The sequence below is a fragment of the Pseudomonas sp. D3 genome (genome assembly GCF_029320995.1).
GTDB lineage: Bacteria > Pseudomonadota > Gammaproteobacteria > Pseudomonadales > Pseudomonadaceae > Aquipseudomonas > Aquipseudomonas paraveronii.
The window spans coordinates 3,765,125-3,782,243 of the sequence record NZ_CP119772.1; the positions used below are offsets into that span (position 1 = coordinate 3,765,125).

At 60.9% G+C, this 17,119-nt stretch carries 16 protein-coding genes; 11 read left to right on the top strand and 5 right to left on the bottom strand.

Features of this window, described 5'->3' with window-relative positions:
* Window positions 1–59 precede the first annotated feature (59 nt).
* From P3S72_RS17090 to P3S72_RS17125, 8 genes are all read left to right on the top strand, one after another.
* Complete coding sequence (locus P3S72_RS17090; RefSeq protein ID WP_276193250.1) at window positions 60–965, top strand: AraC family transcriptional regulator; 906 nt, start codon at window positions 60–62, stop codon at window positions 963–965.
* Window positions 966–1,143: 178 nt separating this feature from the next.
* Complete coding sequence (locus P3S72_RS17095) at window positions 1,144–2,466, top strand: sugar ABC transporter substrate-binding protein (RefSeq protein ID WP_276193251.1); 1,323 nt, start codon at window positions 1,144–1,146, stop codon at window positions 2,464–2,466.
* 160 nt (window positions 2,467–2,626) lie between these two features.
* Entirely contained in the window at window positions 2,627–3,553 is a 927-nt protein-coding gene (locus P3S72_RS17100) for a sugar ABC transporter permease (RefSeq protein WP_276193252.1), read from the top strand.
* Window positions 3,554–3,563: 10 nt separating this feature from the next.
* Window positions 3,564–4,394 (top strand): carbohydrate ABC transporter permease, encoded by an 831-nt coding sequence (locus P3S72_RS17105; protein WP_027606403.1) that lies wholly within the window; start codon window positions 3,564–3,566, stop codon window positions 4,392–4,394.
* Window positions 4,395–4,432: 38 nt separating this feature from the next.
* Entirely contained in the window at window positions 4,433–5,536 is a 1,104-nt protein-coding gene (ugpC, locus tag P3S72_RS17110) for a sn-glycerol-3-phosphate ABC transporter ATP-binding protein UgpC (RefSeq protein WP_276193253.1), read from the top strand.
* A 16-nt stretch (window positions 5,537–5,552) separates the two neighbouring features.
* Window positions 5,553–7,034: a mannitol dehydrogenase family protein gene (locus P3S72_RS17115; protein ID WP_276193254.1), complete on the top strand. Its 1,482-nt coding sequence runs from the start codon at window positions 5,553–5,555 to the stop codon at window positions 7,032–7,034.
* Window positions 7,035–7,174: 140 nt separating this feature from the next.
* A complete protein-coding gene (gene xylB, locus P3S72_RS17120) occupies window positions 7,175–8,656 on the top strand; it encodes a xylulokinase (RefSeq protein WP_276193255.1) in 1,482 nt (493 codons plus the stop codon).
* 12 nt (window positions 8,657–8,668) lie between these two features.
* Window positions 8,669–9,607: a carbohydrate kinase gene (locus P3S72_RS17125; RefSeq protein WP_276193256.1), complete on the top strand. Its 939-nt coding sequence runs from the start codon at window positions 8,669–8,671 to the stop codon at window positions 9,605–9,607.
* An 88-nt stretch (window positions 9,608–9,695) separates the two neighbouring features.
* Here P3S72_RS17125 and P3S72_RS17130 read toward each other — a convergent pair whose 3' ends face one another.
* On the bottom strand, window positions 9,696–9,965 hold the full coding sequence (locus P3S72_RS17130) for a DUF1652 domain-containing protein (protein WP_276193257.1): 270 nt from the start codon (window positions 9,963–9,965) through the stop codon (window positions 9,696–9,698).
* Between the two features lie 244 nt (window positions 9,966–10,209).
* Window positions 10,210–11,232 carry a threonine ammonia-lyase, biosynthetic gene (ilvA, locus tag P3S72_RS17135; protein WP_276193258.1) on the bottom strand — a complete coding sequence of 341 codons (1,023 nt, stop codon included), beginning with the start codon at window positions 11,230–11,232 and terminating at the stop codon, window positions 10,210–10,212.
* A 272-nt stretch (window positions 11,233–11,504) separates the two neighbouring features.
* On the opposite strand from ilvA, the gene P3S72_RS17140 reads away from it, so the two are divergent.
* Both P3S72_RS17140 and map read left to right on the top strand, forming a co-directional pair.
* Window positions 11,505–11,705: a ParD-like family protein gene (locus tag P3S72_RS17140; RefSeq protein WP_247407098.1), complete on the top strand. Its 201-nt coding sequence runs from the start codon at window positions 11,505–11,507 to the stop codon at window positions 11,703–11,705.
* Window positions 11,705–12,460: a type I methionyl aminopeptidase gene (gene map / locus P3S72_RS17145; RefSeq protein ID WP_276193260.1), complete on the top strand. Its 756-nt coding sequence runs from the start codon at window positions 11,705–11,707 to the stop codon at window positions 12,458–12,460. Before P3S72_RS17140 ends, map begins: the two co-directional genes overlap by 1 nt.
* Window positions 12,461–12,484: 24 nt before the next feature.
* Here map and P3S72_RS17150 read toward each other — a convergent pair whose 3' ends face one another.
* Together P3S72_RS17150 and P3S72_RS17155 are read right to left on the bottom strand one after the other, a co-directional pair.
* Window positions 12,485–13,423, bottom strand: a complete 939-nt coding sequence (locus P3S72_RS17150; RefSeq protein WP_276193261.1) for a magnesium transporter CorA family protein — start codon at window positions 13,421–13,423, stop codon at window positions 12,485–12,487.
* A gap of 6 nt (window positions 13,424–13,429) precedes the next feature.
* Window positions 13,430–15,016, bottom strand: coding sequence for a RimK family protein (locus tag P3S72_RS17155; RefSeq protein ID WP_247407095.1), 1,587 nt, complete (start codon window positions 15,014–15,016; stop codon window positions 13,430–13,432).
* 94 nt (window positions 15,017–15,110) lie between these two features.
* Between P3S72_RS17155 and P3S72_RS17160 the strand changes: the two genes are divergently transcribed.
* A complete protein-coding gene (locus tag P3S72_RS17160) occupies window positions 15,111–16,211 on the top strand; it encodes a peptidase C39 family protein (RefSeq protein WP_276193262.1) in 1,101 nt (366 codons plus the stop codon).
* 38 nt (window positions 16,212–16,249) lie between these two features.
* On the opposite strand, the gene P3S72_RS17165 is transcribed toward P3S72_RS17160, so the two are convergent.
* A complete protein-coding gene (locus P3S72_RS17165; RefSeq protein ID WP_017848418.1) occupies window positions 16,250–17,035 on the bottom strand; it encodes a sulfite exporter TauE/SafE family protein in 786 nt (261 codons plus the stop codon).
* Window positions 17,036–17,119 lie beyond the last annotated feature (84 nt).

Sequence of the window (17,119 nt, forward strand, 5' to 3'; positions counted from 1 at the left end):
CAGCGGTCGCACACAAGGGGGCATTATTCAAATCGCAACCACAATAAAGCGACGGCAGCATGACCCGAGCAACGCGAATCACCGACCCTTCCTACGAGCTGATGGACGATCACAACGGTCTGTCTATCATCTATCGCCAGCATGGTTTCCCTTGTCCCCTGGTGCGCTGGCATTTCCATAAGGAGTACGAGCTGCACCTGATCGTCGCCAGCTCCGGCAAGGTGTTTATCGGTGACTATATCGGCAATTTCTACCCGGAAAGCCTGTTCCTCACCGGCCCGAACCTGCCCCATAACTGGATCAGCCAGGTCGAGGAAGACGAAGTGGTGCCCAAGCGCGACATGCTGGTGAATTTCACCGATGAGCTGCTGGAGAACGGCAGTCACATTTTTGCCGAACTCAAGACCCTGGCGCCGCTACTGGAGCGGGCGCAGTCCGGCATCGAGTTTCGCTGCAAAAAGACCATCGCCCAGGCCATGGCCCTGATGCAACGCATCGAGGACGCCCAGGGCATGGCGCGCCTAGGGCACTTCTTTATCCTGCTGGAGGTGTTGAGCGCGTGTGAGGACTACCAACTGCTGTCCGGCGTGACCACGCCGCAACTGGCCGACGAACACAGCATCGACCGCACCAACCGGGCGGTGGACTACATTTTTGCGCATTACGCGCGGGAGTTGTCACTGGAGGAAGTGGCCGACTACCTAGGGATGAAACCGACGTATTTCTCGCGGGTGTTCAAGCAGGCCACCGGGCGCACGTTTATCGAATTCGTCAATCGCCTGCGCATCAGCAAGTCCTGCGAACTGCTGGCCGATGGTGACAAGGCCGTCACCGATGTGTGCTTCGAGTCGGGGTTCAACAATATTTCCAACTTCAATCGGCGCTTCCAGCAGCTTAAAGGCATGACCCCTTCCCACTACCGGCGCCTGGCGGTGCAGCGGCTCACCGAACAGAACCTGGCTTAATCGTTTCGGCTTTTTGTGGGCGAGTGCAAAAAAGTATCAGTCCCAGTGCGCCCAAGGATTTGTCACACCCCCCGCTTGAGGGCTGTAATCAACGCACACTCTTCCTGGCTCAGCGTGGGAAGACACAACAACAATAACTGTCCTTCTGCAGCCCCTGGGCGCAGAAAAGGAGTGCGCGATGAAGTTCACAGCAAAAACACTGCTTGCCTGTTCTTGCATGACGGCATGCATGACCCTCAGCGCCGTCAGCCTTGGCGCGCAAACCCTGACCATTGCCACCGTCAACAACAGCGACATGATCCGCATGCAAAAGCTCTCGAAAACCTTCGAGGCCGAGCATCCGGACATCAAGTTGAATTGGGTGGTGCTCGAAGAAAACGTCCTGCGCCAACGCCTGACCACCGACATCGCGACCCAGGGCGGGCAGTTCGACGTGTTGACCATCGGCATGTACGAAGCTGCACTCTGGGGCGCCAAGGGCTGGCTGGAACCGATGAAAGACCTGCCGGCGTCCTACGACCTCGACGATGTGTTCCCTTCCGTGCGTGACGGTTTGTCCGTCAAGGGTTCGCTGTACGCCCTACCGTTCTATGCGGAAAGCTCGATCACCTATTACCGCACCGACCTGTTCAAGGACGCCGGGCTGAGCATGCCCGAGCACCCGACCTGGACGCAGATCAGTGAATACGCGGCAAAACTCACCGACAAAACCAAAGAGCAATACGGCCTGTGCCTGCGCGGCAAAGCCGGTTGGGGTGAAAACATGGCGCTGATCACCACCCTGGCCAACGGCTACGGGGCGCGCTGGTTCGACGAGAAATGGCAGCCTGAATTCAATGGCCCTGAATGGAAGGACGCGCTGAACTTCTACGTCGACAATATGAAGAAATCCGGCCCGCCCGGCGCGTCGAGCAACGGTTTCAACGAAAACCTCGCGCTGTTCAACAGCGGCAAGTGCGCGATCTGGGTCGACGCCAGCGTGGCCGGTTCGTTCGTCACCGACAAGACCCAAAGCAAGGTGGCGGACCATGTCGGCTTCACCTTCGCCCCGCACGAGAAGACCGACAAAGGCACCTCGTGGTTGTACTCCTGGTCCCTGGCCATCCCGACCAGCTCCAAGGCCAAGGAGGCCGCCAAGCTGTTCAGCAGTTGGGCGACTTCCAAGGAATACGGCGCTTTGGTCGCCAAGACCGACGGCATCGCCAACGTCCCGCCGGGTACGCGTAAGTCGACCTACAGCGACGAATACATGAAGGCCGCGCCGTTCGCCAAGGTCACCCTGGAATCGCTGAAAGTCGCCGATCCGACCAAACCAACGCTCAAACCGGTGCCGTATATCGGTATCCAACTGGTGACCATTCCTGAGTTCCAGGCGATCGGTACCCAGGTCGGCAAGTTCTTCTCGGGTGCGCTGACCGGCCAGCAAACGGTGGATCAAGCCTTGAGCGCCGCGCAGACCACCACCGAGCGTGAAATGAAGCGGGCCGGTTACCCCAAGTAACCCTGGCTCACCACAGTCAAATGTGGGAGGGGCTTGCTCCCGATAGCGATCTACCAGTTGATGGTTCTGTGACTGACACTCCGCTATCGGGGGCAAGCCCCCTCCCACACTTACCGCGCTTCGACTCTCGTTCTGCATGTACCTGACTGGTTCTGACCCTATGAATACCACCACTGCCAAAGTGCAAACCGCCGCGTCTGAAAAGCCGCGCAAAAGCCGCCTGGCCAACCCCGGCTGGTTTCTCGTCAGCCCCTCGGTAGCCTTGCTGCTGCTGTGGATGATCGTGCCGCTGGGCATGACCCTGTACTTTTCGCTGATCCGCTACAACCTGCTCTACCCCGGCGAAAACCAGTTCGTGGGGCTGGAGAACTTCACCTACTTCATCACCGACTCGGGCTTCCTGCCCGGCGCCACCAATACCCTGTTGCTGGTCGGCAGCGTGCTGTTGATCAGCGTGGTATTTGGCGTGTTGATCAGCGCCCTGCTGGAGGCCAGTGAGTTCTTCGGGCGCGGCCTGGTGCGGGTGTTGTTGATCTCGCCATTTTTCATCATGCCCACCGTCGGTGCGCTGATCTGGAAGAACCTGATTTTCCACCCGGTGTCGGGGATTCTCGCCTACGTGTGGAAGCTGTTCGGCGCCCAGCCAGTGGACTGGCTGGCGCATTACCCGCTGCTGTCGATCATCATCATTGTCTCGTGGCAATGGCTGCCCTTCGCCATCTTGCTGCTGATGACCGCCATGCAGTCTCTTGACCAGGAGCAAAAAGAAGCCGCACGCCTCGACGGCGCCGGCGCTATTGCGATTTTCTGGCACCTGACCCTGCCCCACCTGGCGCGCCCGATTGCCGTGGTGGTGATGATCGAAACCATCTTCCTGCTCTCGGTATTCGCCGAAATCTTCACCACCACCAACGGCGGCCCCGGCTACGCCTCGACCAACCTCGCCTACCTGATCTACAACCAGGCGCTGGTGCAGTTCGACGTGGGAATGGCCTCGGCCGGCGGCTTGATTGCCGTGGTCATCGCCAATATCGCGGCGATCATCCTGGTGCGGATGATCGGCAAAAACCTGACTGATAAGCCTTGAGGGCCGCGCCATGACGCTTCAACAATCCCGCCGCCTGCAAAGCCTGTTGCTCGGCACCCTGGCCTGGGCCATCGCGATCCTGATCTTCTTCCCGATCTTCTGGATGGTGCTGACCAGCTTCAAGACCGAGATCGATGCGTTCGCCACGCCGCCGCAGTTCATCTTCACGCCGACGCTGGAGAACTACCTGCACATCAACGAGCGCAGCAACTACTTCAGCTATGCGTGGAACTCGGTGCTGATTTCGTTCAGCGCCACCGCCTTATGCCTGCTGATCTCGGTGCCGGCGGCCTACTCCATGGCGTTCTACGAGACCAAACGCACCAAGAGCACGCTGCTGTGGATGCTGTCGACCAAGATGCTGCCGCCGGTGGGCGTGCTGATGCCGATCTACCTGCTGGCCAAGAGCTTCGGCTTGTTGGATACGCGTATCGCGCTGATCATCATCTACACCCTGATCAACCTGCCGATCGTGGTGTGGATGGTTTACACCTACTTCAAGGACATCCCCAAAGACATCCTCGAAGCGGCCCGCCTGGACGGCGCCACCCTGTGGCAGGAAATGGTCCGCGTACTGCTGCCGATCGCCAAAGGCGGCCTGGCGTCCACGGTGTTGCTGTCGCTGATCCTGTGCTGGAACGAGGCGTTCTGGTCGTTGAACCTGACCTCCTCGAATGCCGCGCCGCTGACCGCGCTGATCGCCTCCTACTCCAGCCCCGAAGGCTTGTTCTGGGCCAAATTGTCGGCCGTCTCGACCCTGGCCTGCGCGCCGATCCTGATCTTTGGCTGGATCAGCCAGAAACAGTTGGTGCGCGGGTTGTCCTTCGGCGCCGTGAAATAACGGCTTTCCTATAAAAATTCCAAGCGGAGGCCCATCCCATGGCCAACCTGAAAATCAAGAATCTGCAAAAAGGCTTCGAAGGCTTTTCCATCATCAAGGGCATCGACCTGGAAGTGAACGACAAGGAATTCGTGGTCTTCGTCGGCCCGTCGGGCTGCGGTAAATCCACGTTGCTGCGGCTGATCGCCGGCCTGGAAGAAGTCAGCGAAGGCACCATCGAACTGGATGGCCGCGACATCACCGAAGTGACCCCGGCCAAGCGCGACCTGGCGATGGTGTTCCAGACTTACGCGCTGTACCCGCACATGAGCGTGCGCAAGAACATGTCGTTTGCCCTCGACCTCGCGGGCGTCGACAAAAAGCTGGTGGAAAGCAAAGTCAACGAAGCGGCGCGCATCCTCGAACTGGGCCCGCTGCTGGAGCGCAAGCCCAAGCAACTGTCCGGCGGCCAGCGCCAGCGCGTGGCGATCGGCCGGGCGATCGTGCGTAACCCGAAGATCTTTCTGTTCGACGAACCGCTGTCCAACCTCGACGCCGCGCTGCGCGTGCAGATGCGCCTGGAACTGGCGCGCCTGCACAAAGAGCTGCAAGCGACCATGATCTACGTGACCCACGACCAGGTCGAAGCGATGACCCTGGCCGACAAAGTGGTGGTGCTTAACAGCGGCCGCATCGAGCAGGTCGGCTCGCCGCTGGACCTTTACCACCAGCCGGCCAACCTGTTTGTCGCGGGGTTTCTTGGCACGCCGAAGATGGGCTTCCTCAAGGGCAAGGTCACGCGGGTCGAGGGCCAGGGCTGCGAGGTGCAACTGGACGCCGGTACGCTGATCAGCCTGCCGCTGAGCGGCGCCACCCTGAGCGTGGGCAGCGCGGTGACCCTGGGTATTCGCCCCGAGCACCTGGAACTCGCCGCACCGGGCCAGACTAGCCTGACCGTCACCGCCGACGTCGGCGAGCGCCTGGGCAGCGATACCTTCTGCCACGTCATCACCGCCAACGGCGAGCCGCTGACCCTGCGCATTCGTGGCGACATGGCCAGCCAGTATGGCGAGACGCTGCACCTGCACCTGGACCCGGCGCACTGCCATCTGTTCGACACCGACGGCGTGGCCGTTACCCGCCCACTGCGCGCCGCCGCCTGATTTCGCGAGATTTGTGATGAAACTGAATAAACAGAACCTCACCCAACTGGCGCCGGAAGTGAACATCCCGGCCTACGCCATTGCCGATACCCGCCAGGGCATCGCCCATATCGGCGTCGGCGGTTTCCACCGCGCGCACCAGGCGTATTACACCGATGCGCTGATGAATACCGGCGAGGGCCTGGACTGGAGCATCTGCGGCGTCGGCCTGCGCGCCGAGGACCGCAAGGCCCGCGATGACCTGGCCGGTCAGGATTACCTGTTCACTCTGTATGAATTGGGCGACAGCGACGACACCGACGTGCGCGTAATCGGCTCGATCAGCGACATGCTGCTGGCCGAGGACGGCGCCCAGGCGCTGATCGACAAACTGGCCAGCCCGCAGATCCGCATCGTCTCGCTGACCATCACCGAAGGCGGCTATTGCATCGACGACAGTAACGGCGAGTTCATGGCCCACCTGCCCCAGATCCAGCACGACCTGGCGCACCCGAAGGCACCGAAAACCGTGTTCGGCTTTATCTGCGCGGCGCTGACCCAGCGCCGCGCCGCCGGTACTCCGGCGTTCACCGTAATGTCCTGCGATAACCTGCCGCACAACGGCGCCGTCACGCGCAAGGCACTGCTGGCCTTCGCCGCCCTGCACAATGCCGATCTGCATGACTGGATCAAAACCAACGTGACGTTCCCCAACGCCATGGTCGACCGCATCACGCCAATGACCAGCACCGCGCATCGCCTGCAATTGCACGATGAGCACGCTATCGACGATGCCTGGCCGGTGGTGTGCGAGCCCTTTGTGCAGTGGGTCCTGGAAGACCAGTTCGTCAACGGGCGCCCGGCCTGGGAAAAGGTCGGCGTGCAGTTCACCGCCGACGTAACGCCCTATGAAGAAATGAAGATCGGCCTGCTCAACGGCAGCCACCTGGCGCTGACTTACCTGGGGTTTCTCAAGGGGTATCGGTTCGTTCACGAGACCATGAATGACCCGCTGTTCGTAGCGTACATGCGCGCGTACATGGACCTAGACGTCACGCCGAACCTGGCGCCGGTGCCGGGCATCGACCTCACGCAGTACAAGCAGACCCTGGTGGACCGCTTCTCCAACCAGGCGATTGCCGACCAGTTGGAGCGCGTGTGTTCCGATGGCTCGTCGAAGTTTCCCAAGTTCACCGTGCCGACGATCAATCGCCTGATCGCCGATGGCCGCGAGACCGAGCGCGCCGCGCTGGTGGTGGCGGCCTGGGCGTTGTACCTCAAGGGTGTCGATGAGAATGGCGTGGCCTACAAAATCCCGGACCCACGCGCCGAGTTTTGCCAGGGGCTGGTGAGTGATGACGGGATGATCAACCGGCGGTTGCTCGGGGTGGAGGAGATTTTTGGCACGGCTATTCCCAAGTCGGCTGAGTTTGTGGCAGCGTTCGAGCGGTGCTATGCGAGCCTGCGCGACAACGGCGTCACAAAAACACTGCAGCAACTCCTGAAGAAACCGGCTTAAACCTGTGGGAGGGGGCTTGCCCCCGATAGCGGTGGGTCAGTAAAGAACACTTACACTGAAACACCGCTATCGGGGGCAAGCCCCTCCCACATTTTGACTGTATTGCCAATCCGAAAAATAAGACTGCTGAGCAAATCATCATGACCCAGCAAAACCTGTTCCTCGGCATCGACTGCGGCACCCAAGGCACCAAAGCCATCGTCCTCGACGCCTCCAGCGGCAAGGTGCTGGGTTTGGGCGCCGCTGCACACACGCTGATCAGCGGCGCCAATGGCCGTCGCGAGCAGCACACCCAGGAGTGGCTGGACGCCTTTACCGAAGCCACCCACCGCGCCTTGCAGCAGGCCGGTGTGGACGGCCAGGCCATCCTCGGCATCGGCGTGTCCGGCCAGCAACACGGCCTGGTGCTGCTCGATGACCACGGCCAGGTGCTGCGCCCGGCCAAACTGTGGTGCGACACCGAAACCGCAACGGAAAACGACCGACTGTTGCAGTACCTGGGTGGCGAAAGCGCTTCGCTGGAGCGTCTCGGCGTGGCAATTGCGCCGGGCTACACCGTGTCCAAACTGCTGTGGACCCGCGAGCAGCACCCCGAGGTGTTCGCGCGCATCGCCCATATCCTGCTGCCCCATGACTACCTCAATTACTGGCTCACCGGCCGCGCCGTCGCGGAATACGGCGATGCCTCGGGCACCGGCTACTTCAACGTGCGCACCCGTGACTGGGACGTGGCGCTGCTCCAGCACATCGACCCCAGTGGCCGCCTGCAAGCCGCCTTGCCGACGCTGATCGAAGCCGACCAAGCCGTCGGCACGATCCTGCCGGCCATCGCCGAACGCCTGGGGATCAACCCCGACGCCATCGTGTCCAGCGGCGGCGGCGACAACATGATGGGCGCCATCGGCACCGGCAATATCGCCCCCGGCGTGATCACCATGAGCCTGGGTTCATCGGGCACCGTGTATGCCTTTTCCGACCAGCCCAACGTGAGCCCCGAGGCGTCGGTCGCGACCTTCTGTTCCTCCAGCGGCGGCTGGTTGCCGTTGATCTGCACGATGAACCTGACCAACGCCACCGGGGTGATTCGCGAGCTGTTCGACCTCGACCTTAACGCCTTCAACGCCCTGGTCGAGCAGGCGCCGATCGGTGCAGACGGCGTGAGCATGCTGCCGTTCCTCAATGGCGAACGCGTGCCCGCCCTGCCCCACGCCACCGGCAGCCTGCATGGCTTGACCATGACCAACCTCACCCGCGCCAACCTGTGCCGCGCCGTGGTCGAGGGCACCACCTTCGGCTTGCGCTACGGCCTGGACCTGTTGCGCCAGACCGGCCTGCACAGCCAGAGCATTCGCCTGATCGGCGGCGGTTCGAAAAGCCCGGTGTGGCGGCAGATGGTTGCCGATATCATGCACACCGAAGTGATCTGCACCGAACAAAGCGAAGCGGCGGCCCTGGGCGCGGCGATCCAGGCCGCGTGGAGCCAGTCCGGCGAATCCCTGGCCAGCCTGTGCGAGAAATGCGTGAGCGTCGACCCGGCCAGCCGTACCCTGCCGGTGGCCGACAATGTCAGCGCCTATCAACACGCCTACGAGCGCTATCAGCAGCACGTGGCAACCCTTTAAGAGCGAACGACTATGTATCTGGTGTGTGGTGAAGCGCTGTTTGATTTTTTCAGTGAGGAAGATCCCAGCGGGCAGGCGTCGAAGATCAATTACAAGGCGATTGCCGGTGGCTCACCGTTCAACGTCGCCGTCGGTCTACGCAGGCTGGGCATCGAGGCCGCGCTGTTCGGCGGTGTGTCCACCGACTTCCTCGGGCTTCGCCTGTTGCAGGTGCTCAGGGACGAAGGCGTCAACGCGCAGTTCCTGGTGGAATTCGCCGCACCGACCACCCTGGCAATGGTCGCAGTGGGCGCCGATGGCTCGCCGCAATACAGCTTTCGCGGCGAAGGCTGTGCCGACCGCCAATTGACCCGCGCGCACCTGCCGACCCTGGGCGATGAGGTTCGTGGGCTGCATGTGGGTTCGTTTTCCCTGGTGGTGCAACCGATTGGCGACACCCTGCTGGCCCTGGTCCAGCGCGAAAGCGGCAAGCGTCTGATCAGCCTCGACCCCAACGTGCGGCTCAACCCGCAGCCGGATATCCAGCTGTGGCGCGACCGCGTGGCCGAACTGGTCAAGCATGCCGACCTGATCAAGGTCAGCGATGAAGACCTGCACCTGCTCTACCCCGACCAATCGCCGGAAAGCGTGCTTGAGGGCTGGTTGCAACACCGCTGCCAGTTGGTATTCCTCACCCGTGGCGGCGATGGCGCCAGCGTATTCAGCCGCCAGCACGGCCACTGGTCGCAACCGGCGGTGAAGGTGGTGATGGCCGATACCGTGGGCGCCGGGGATACCTTCCAGGCCGCGCTGATTGCCTGGCTGACCGAGCAGCAGTTGGATTCGGTCGAGGGCCTGCAACACCTGACCCGCGAACAGATCGACGCGATGCTGGGCTTTGCAATTCGTGCGGCAGCGCTCACCTGCGGCAAGACGGGCCCGGACCTGCCGTATCGTCAACAACTGGAATGAACCCGCGATCACAGGCGGCAGCGGGCATAAACGACATTGGGCCTGGTATTGACCAGGCCCACCCATCGACGATACCAACAGCCTCTATTTAATAGAGGGAGCGCCCTGCTGCTTTTTGCAGCGCGGGCGCATGCGATTGCTTAAGGTCCTCGCGCAACCCGGTGATCAGGTTGCAAATGGCTCGACTGCTGTCGAGTCTGTCAGCGTTGATACCTTTAACTTCCAGATGCACGCGATCACGATCAAGGTCGTCATACACCTTGATCGTCAGCGAGGCATCTTCAGCTTTGGTGCATTCACACCGTTTAGGCAGGAAACTTCCTTCAATGATACTGCGAAGTTCTAATTCCGAAAGCATGGTCAACCTCTCCTTTCCAGACTGCCAATCGATTGTTATAAGTCTTGCAGGCGCTCGCCTGCCACGTCCTACCAACCCTGGAAGACGCTTACAATCAATCAGCCTACTCGGCAAAATCCGTTCTTGTTGTAACTTTTCCTCATAAGCAATACACAATCTTGTATAAATTTGCCCCACCTTAATTCACTCGACGCCCATCATCGGCGAACAACTCCGATTAAACGTTTAACCCTGGCCTTGGGAGTTAACCAGCACTGTGCGCCGCCGCTCTTTCAGCAACATGTCGCAAACTATCAAAGTTGATATTCGCCCCCGAGTTGATCGCCACCAGCGTCTGCCCGCGCACACGGTTTTGCGCGACATAGCTGCGAATGCCCGCCACGGCCAATGCGCCGGAAGGTTCGACGATGGAGCGCGTATCGTCGTAGATCAGCTTGATGGCACTGCACAGTTCGTCGTTGCTGACGGTGACGACGTCATCCACCCATTCCCGGCAGATTTCAAAGCCATAGGCGCCGATCTGCGCCACCGCCGTGCCATCGGCAAACCCGTCCACACTGGGCAGCACCACGCGCTCGCCGGCACGCAAGGCCGCTAACAGGCAACTGGAGCCCTCGGGTTCGACGCCAACGATGCGCACCTCGGGCCGCAGGTATTTGACATAGGCGGCGATCCCGGCGATCAGGCCACCGCCGCCCACCGGCACGAAGATCGCGTCCAGCGCGCCCGGTTGCTGGCGCAGGATTTCCATGCCCACCGTGCCTTGGCCGGCGATCACGTCCGGATCGTCGAACGGCGAGACAAAGGTGCAACCGCACGCTTCGGCCAGTTGCAACGCATGGGCCAGGGCAAACGGAAAGCTCTCGCCGTGCAGCACCGCGAGCGCCCCTCGCGAGCGCACGCCGAGCACCTTCAACTCCGGCGTGCTGCGGGGCATGACGATCGTCGCCTTGATCCCCAACTCCCGCGCCGCCAGCGCCACGCCTTGCGCATGGTTGCCCGCCGACGCGGTGATCACGCCGCAGGCCTTCTGCTCGGCGCGAAGCTGCATCAGCTTGTTGTAGGCGCCACGAATCTTGAAAGAAAAGGTCGGTTGCAGGTCCTCGCGCTTGAGCAGCACGTGGTTGTCCAGCAACAGGGATAGCGCCGGGGCGACTTGCAAGGGCGTGCGCACGGCCACGTCGTAGACCGGCGCGGCAAGGATTTTTTTTACGTAGTGCTCAAGCAGTCCCGGGGCAGCGGTCAGTGGGACGGGGCAAGTGCGCATGAGTGTCTCCTGGCTTGGGTAAGGGCACCTGGAGACGGAAAAACAAAACCCGCCTCTAGGGCGGGTGTGGGTGCAGCCGAGCGCTATCCCGCCAAATGAGGAATGGCGGTAATAATGTTTGGCTGGCGATGCAAGGTTTGAAATGTCATGTGACGAAATTACCCGGCGGGCGCCCGGCAAGTCAATGGCCAGGGGCCATTTAGCTGATGGGGCTTTACGGGCGATATACGAAACGTATACGCTTCGTATATCAATCTAACACAGTGAAGCACATGGGCATCGTCAAGATCAGCGACCAACTACACGAACAACTGCGCCTGGCCAGTGCGGCCATGGACCGTTCCATCAACGCCCAGGCCGAGTTCTGGATCAAGATCGGCTTGCTCGCCGAACTCAACCCTCACCTGCCCTACAACGAGCTGATCAACAAGCTGTTGCTGGACAAACCCGACCTGATCCGGGGGCGCAGTTGATGATCAAAACCACCGCACAGCTCGCCGTGATGCGCGAATCCGGGCGCCTGCTGGCCCAGGTGTTCAGCATGCTCGACGGCTTTGTTGCCGCCGGGCGCTCCACCCTGGAACTGGACAGCGCCGTCGAAGCCTTCATCCGCCACGAGTTGAAAGCCCGCCCGGCGAGCCTCGGGCAATACGACTACCCCTTCTCCATCAACACCTCGATCAACGAAGTGGTGTGCCACGGCATGCCCAGTGCCACGCAGATCCTCAAGGACGGCGACATCATCAATATCGACATCACCCTGGAAAAAGGCGGCTTTATCGCCGACTCCAGCAAGATGTACATGATCGGTGCCGTCTCGCCGAAGGCACGTCGCCTGGTGGAGATGACCTTCGAGGCCATGTGGGCCGGTATCCGCCAGGTCAAACCCGGCGCCCGCCTGGGCGACGTCGGCCACGCGATCCAGAGCCATGCGCAGGCCAATGGCTACAGCGTGGTGCGCGAATACTGCGGCCACGGTATCGGCCGGCAGATGCATGAAGAACCCCAGGTCCTGCACTTCGGTCGCCCCGGCACCGGGCTGGAGCTGCGCGAAGGCATGGTGTTCACCATCGAACCGATGCTGAACCAGGGCAGCGCCAAGGTGCGCGGCCTGAAGGATGGCTGGACGGTGGTGACCAAGGACAACAGCCTGTCGGCGCAGTGGGAACATACCGTGGCGGTGACGGCGGACGGGTTCGAGGTGCTCACCCTGCAACCCGCTTCCTGAGCCAGCGCCCACAGGCGTGGGGCTTCACATCACATTCGCGCCGCCTGCCATCCGCTTGAGCCCGAGCACCATCAACCCGGCGCCCAGGCCCATCGCCAACAGAAACAGCGGGTACGACACCCACCACGACGTACCCGCCGTCATCATGCTGAACTCCGACATGCCGCCAATGCTGGCGATCAGGTTGAGCGGCAGGAACACCACGTTGATCAACGTCAGCTTGCGCAACAGGTTGTTCATGCTGTTGTTCATCAGGTTGCCACGCGCGTCGATCAGCCCGGAGAACACGTTGGAATAGATCTCGGCCTGTTTGTAGCACTGGTGGTTCTCGATGATCAGGTCGTCGATCAGGCCGAGAATCTCGGCGCTGAAATGCTCCTTCTCCCCATGGTTGCGCAGCCGCGACAATACGGCGCCGTTGCTGTGCAGCGCGTTGATGTAATAGATCAGGCTTTCGCTGAGGTTGAACATCTGCATCAGATGATGGTTACTCATGGACGCGTTGAACTGTTGCTGCAGCTCCCGCGCGACCAGCTTGATCACCTTGAGGTGACCGAGGTAGTGGTGAATGTTGTTGAGCAGCAGATCGAGCAGCACATCCAGCGGCGTGTGCAACGGACGGCGCGCGCCGAGCCCGGACAGCGGGGTTTCATCGGTGGCGATCACCAACAGCCGGCCGGGTGAAAACAGCAGGCCGCAGGACGACACTTCAAACACCAGGTTGCCACCGCCGGAGTAGTTCTCCGGGCGCTTCCAGATCAGAAACAGGTTGTCGGGGTGAAATTCGATGCGCGAGACTTCGTCCGGGTCGAGCGCCGAAGCCAGGGCGTGTTCATCCAGCTTGTGGTGCTCACGCAGCCAGTTGCGCTCGGCATGGTCAGGGTTGCTGAACAACATGATCGGGGCCTCGTCACTGTCCCCGCTGCGCAACTTTCCATCGATCAATTCAAAGCGCTGGATCATCGCGACTCACCAGACCTGACCCTGACGCTTCAACTCCAGGCGTCGGACGAACTCCTCCAGCACCAGGCCATACAAGTCGTCCTGCAAGTAGGCATCTTCAATACCGGCATCCAGGTTGGGGTTGTCGTTGACCTCGATCACCACCACCTTGTCGCCCGATTGCTTGAGGTCCACGCCGTAGAGGCCGTCGCCAATCAGGTTGGCGGTCTTCACGGCCAACTCCACCACGGCCTTGGGGGCTTCGTGGACCGCCAGGGTGCGGCATTCGCCGTTGATGTCCTGGCCGATGGCCTTGTGGTTGTAGATCTGCCAATGGCCCTTGGACATGAAGTATTGGCAGGCAAAGATCGGCTTGCGGTTGAGTACGCCGATGCGCCAGTCGTACTCGGTGTAGAAAAACTCCTGGGCCAGCAGCAGCACCGAATGCTCGAACAGTTCAGCGGTGGCCTTGAGCAAGGCCTCCTGGCTTTCGACCTTGATCACCCCGCGGGAGAAACAGCCGTCGGGGATTTTCAGCACCAAGGGAAAGCCGAGGCGCTCGCCGACCCGTTCGAAGTCTTCCGGTCGCTCCTTGTAGAGAATCTCGGTGGCCGGCATGCCCAGTTGATGGCTGTTGAGCAGGTCGGTGAGGTAGACCTTGTTGGTACAGCGCAGGATCGATGCAGGGTCGTCCATCACCACCAGGCCCTCGCTTTCGGCTTTTTTGGCGAAGCGGTAGGTATGGTTGTCGACGCTGGTGGTCTCGCGGATCAACAAGGCGTCGTATTCGGCCAAACGTGCGTAGTCCTTGCGCTCGATCAGTTCCACATCGATGCCCAAACCTTTACCGACCCGGACGAAGTTTTCCAGGGCCTTGGCGTTGGAGGGCGGCAGTTGCTCCTGGGGGTCGTGAAGGATCGCCAGGTCATAGCGGGCCAATCGGCGCGAGCGCGGCTGACGCCAGATCTTGCGGCTGAAGTTGTCGAGGGCGTGGGCGAATTGATCTTCCTGGTCATCACGTAGTTTGTGTAATACGCCGGACTTGACCCCTTCGATATGCCAGCCGTTATTCTTTTTGAATTCAACTAACAAGATCGGACACGGGAACGCTTCAAATAATTGGCGCGCCAACTCCTGCAACGGATCAATATTGGTTCGACCAAAGTAAAGCGTCAGCGTAAAGCCTTCGGTATTGCTGTAAAGATGATGACTCAAGGCTTTATCGAGGGTTTTATCGAGGTCGTCCAGGGCCAGACCATACAGTGATTTCTTGGTCAGTTCACTGATGGTGCGCACCGATGGAATCACCTTGTGCCCGCGAGCTTCGGCCAGCAGCGAACAGTAGTAACCGTGCCCCAGGTACTTGTAGCTGCGGCACAGGTTGATCACCTGCACGCGCTTGCCGGTCTCGCTTTCGCGGGTTTGTTCGAGGTACTCCTGGGCAGTGACGATGTCTTCGCTGGGGAAGTAGGAGGCCCAGTCTTCCTTGCGTTCGACAATAATCACCACTTGACTTGCCCCTCTGGGCGGAGCAGAAAAATAACCTTTGGAAGTTATTGTCGCCGCGACGCTTTGCTCGGATACTTCACGCCAATGACTTTGTACCGCAGACATAATATTTGATCCGCTTTAGAGAACTCGACCTTTTCTATTAAGCACGATCTTTTAGAGAAGTCCCGTTTCGTTACGTAACTTTTACGGCGGTCATATGGCTCTTTTCTTTCGCGTTGCAACCCCCTGCGATGTGCCGGCATTGGTGGCACTGGAACAGCACTGTTTCACCACCGACAGGCTGTCGCCACGCAGTTTTCAATGGATGATCAGCCGCGCCCACGCCGAGTTGCTGGTGGCCGAACAGGACGGGCAATTGCTCGGGTATGCGCTGGCGTTGTTTCATCGCGGCACCTCCCTGGCGCGGCTGTACTCCATCGCCATCGCCGAGCCTGCGCGCGGCCTGGGCCTGGGCAAGCAGTTGCTGAGCCGCATCGAGGCCTGCGCGGTGGAGCACGACTGTGCGTACCTGCGCCTGGAAGTACGCACCGACAACCCCGGCGCCCTCGCCCTGTATGAGCGCAACGGCTACCGGCGCTTTGCGTTGATCAACGATTACTACGAAGACCACGCCCCCGCCCTGCGCCTGGAAAAACGCATCGTCCAGCACCAGGATGCGCGCGTGCAACGTGTGCCGTATTACCAGCAAACCACCGACTTCACCTGTGGTGCAGCCTGCCTGCTGATGGCCATGGGCGCGTTGCTGCCGGAACGCGTCGCCGCACGCCGCGAAGAACTGCAGATCTGGCGTGAAGCGACCACCGTGTTCATGACCGCCGGCCATGGCGGTTGCAGCCCCCAAGGGCTGGCGCTGGCCGCCTGGCGTCGGGGCTTTCGCGTGCGGATGCAGGTGAATGTGCGCGGCCCGCTGTTTCTCGACGGCGTGCGCGATCAGCATAAAAAGGACGTCATGCGTTTAGTGCATGACGCCTTCGAGGAAGAGTTGACCAGCAGCACGGTCGAACAACTACTCGGCGGCGCGCTGGATCTGCCCAGGGTACTGCGCGACGGCGGGCAGCCGCTGGTGCTGATCAGCAGCTATCGCCTGACCCGCTCCAAGTCGCCGCATTGGGTGATGGTCACCGACTGCGACGACGACTTTGTCTACCTGCACGACCCGGATGTGGACCACAGCCAGCACCGCCAGCCTCTGGACTGCCAGCACCTGCCGGTCAGCCACGCGGAGTTCGAGCGCATGTGCCGATTCGGCAACAACAAGCTGCGCGCGGCGGTGGTGCTGTTCAAGCCACCGGCTTGATCGAGGCGGTGAGCAGCGGCAATACGCGACCGCGTACCTTAGAAAGCCAGCTTATAGCCGATGGTCATCAGCATGATCGCCAGGCACGGACGCAGCACGCCGTCCGGGACTTTGCCGGCCATGTGGCTGCCGATGTAGATCCCCGGCAGCGACCCCATCAGCAAAAAGCCCAGCAGGTGCCAATCCATATTGCCCATGCCGGCGTGACCCAGGCCCGCCACCAGAGTCAGGGGCACGGCGTGGGCGATCTCGGTGCCGACCAGGCGCCGCGTGGCGAGGAATGGGTAAAGGATAAACAATGCGACGGTGCCGAGGGCTCCGGCGCCGATCGAAGTCAGTGCCACCATGGCGCCGAGGACCGCCCCCGTGACCACCGTCAGCGCGTTCAGGTTGCGCGGGTGCATGTGGTAATCATCGCCGGCATGGCGCTGGGCGAAGGCCAACAGGCGATGCTTGAACAGAATGGCCAGGGCGGTCAGCAGCAGCACCACACCTAAAGCCTGTTTGATCACGGCGTTCATTGCGCTGGGGTCGGTATGCAGGCTGGCGAGGAACCACAGGGTCAGCAGCACGGCGGGCACGCTGCCCAGGGTGAGCCAGCCGGTGATCGTCCAGTCGATGTTCTTGTTCTTGCCATGCACCAACACCCCACCGGACTTGGTGATCGCGGCGTACAACAAGTCGGTGCCCACGGCGGTCGCCGGGTTAATGCCGAACCACAGCAGGATCGGGGTCATCAATGAGCCCCCGCCGACACCGGTCATGCCGACGATAAAACCAACGATCAGGCCTGCAACTACGAAACCAACGTTACCCACATCCATCACAGCTACCCGCGGCCTTCTAAAATTCTGGCCGCAGGATAGCGATTTTTCTTATAACCACTTATATCAATATGATCTGACTTT

What these genes read in the sequence shown, in the direction of transcription:
- P3S72_RS17140 (WP_247407098.1), top strand. Translation starts at nt 11,505, where the DNA reads ATGGGCATCGTCAAGATCAGCGACCAACTACACGAACAACTGCGCCTG.
- P3S72_RS17100 (WP_276193252.1), top strand. Translation starts at nt 2,627, where the DNA reads ATGAATACCACCACTGCCAAAGTGCAAACCGCCGCGTCTGAAAAGCCG.
- ugpC (WP_276193253.1), top strand. Translation starts at nt 4,433, where the DNA reads ATGGCCAACCTGAAAATCAAGAATCTGCAAAAAGGCTTCGAAGGCTTT.
- P3S72_RS17155 (WP_247407095.1), bottom strand. Translation starts at nt 15,016, where the DNA reads ATGTCTGCGGTACAAAGTCATTGGCGTGAAGTATCCGAGCAAAGCGTC.
- ilvA (WP_276193258.1), bottom strand. Translation starts at nt 11,232, where the DNA reads ATGCGCACTTGCCCCGTCCCACTGACCGCTGCCCCGGGACTGCTTGAG.
- P3S72_RS17115 (WP_276193254.1), top strand. Translation starts at nt 5,553, where the DNA reads ATGAAACTGAATAAACAGAACCTCACCCAACTGGCGCCGGAAGTGAAC.
- P3S72_RS17105 (WP_027606403.1), top strand. Translation starts at nt 3,564, where the DNA reads ATGACGCTTCAACAATCCCGCCGCCTGCAAAGCCTGTTGCTCGGCACC.
- P3S72_RS17130 (WP_276193257.1), bottom strand. Translation starts at nt 9,965, where the DNA reads ATGCTTTCGGAATTAGAACTTCGCAGTATCATTGAAGGAAGTTTCCTG.
- P3S72_RS17160 (WP_276193262.1), top strand. Translation starts at nt 15,111, where the DNA reads ATGGCTCTTTTCTTTCGCGTTGCAACCCCCTGCGATGTGCCGGCATTG.
- P3S72_RS17095 (WP_276193251.1), top strand. Translation starts at nt 1,144, where the DNA reads ATGAAGTTCACAGCAAAAACACTGCTTGCCTGTTCTTGCATGACGGCA.
- map (WP_276193260.1), top strand. Translation starts at nt 11,705, where the DNA reads ATGATCAAAACCACCGCACAGCTCGCCGTGATGCGCGAATCCGGGCGC.
- P3S72_RS17125 (WP_276193256.1), top strand. Translation starts at nt 8,669, where the DNA reads ATGTATCTGGTGTGTGGTGAAGCGCTGTTTGATTTTTTCAGTGAGGAA.
- P3S72_RS17150 (WP_276193261.1), bottom strand. Translation starts at nt 13,423, where the DNA reads ATGATCCAGCGCTTTGAATTGATCGATGGAAAGTTGCGCAGCGGGGAC.
- P3S72_RS17165 (WP_017848418.1), bottom strand. Translation starts at nt 17,035, where the DNA reads ATGGATGTGGGTAACGTTGGTTTCGTAGTTGCAGGCCTGATCGTTGGT.
- xylB (WP_276193255.1), top strand. Translation starts at nt 7,175, where the DNA reads ATGACCCAGCAAAACCTGTTCCTCGGCATCGACTGCGGCACCCAAGGC.
- P3S72_RS17090 (WP_276193250.1), top strand. Translation starts at nt 60, where the DNA reads ATGACCCGAGCAACGCGAATCACCGACCCTTCCTACGAGCTGATGGAC.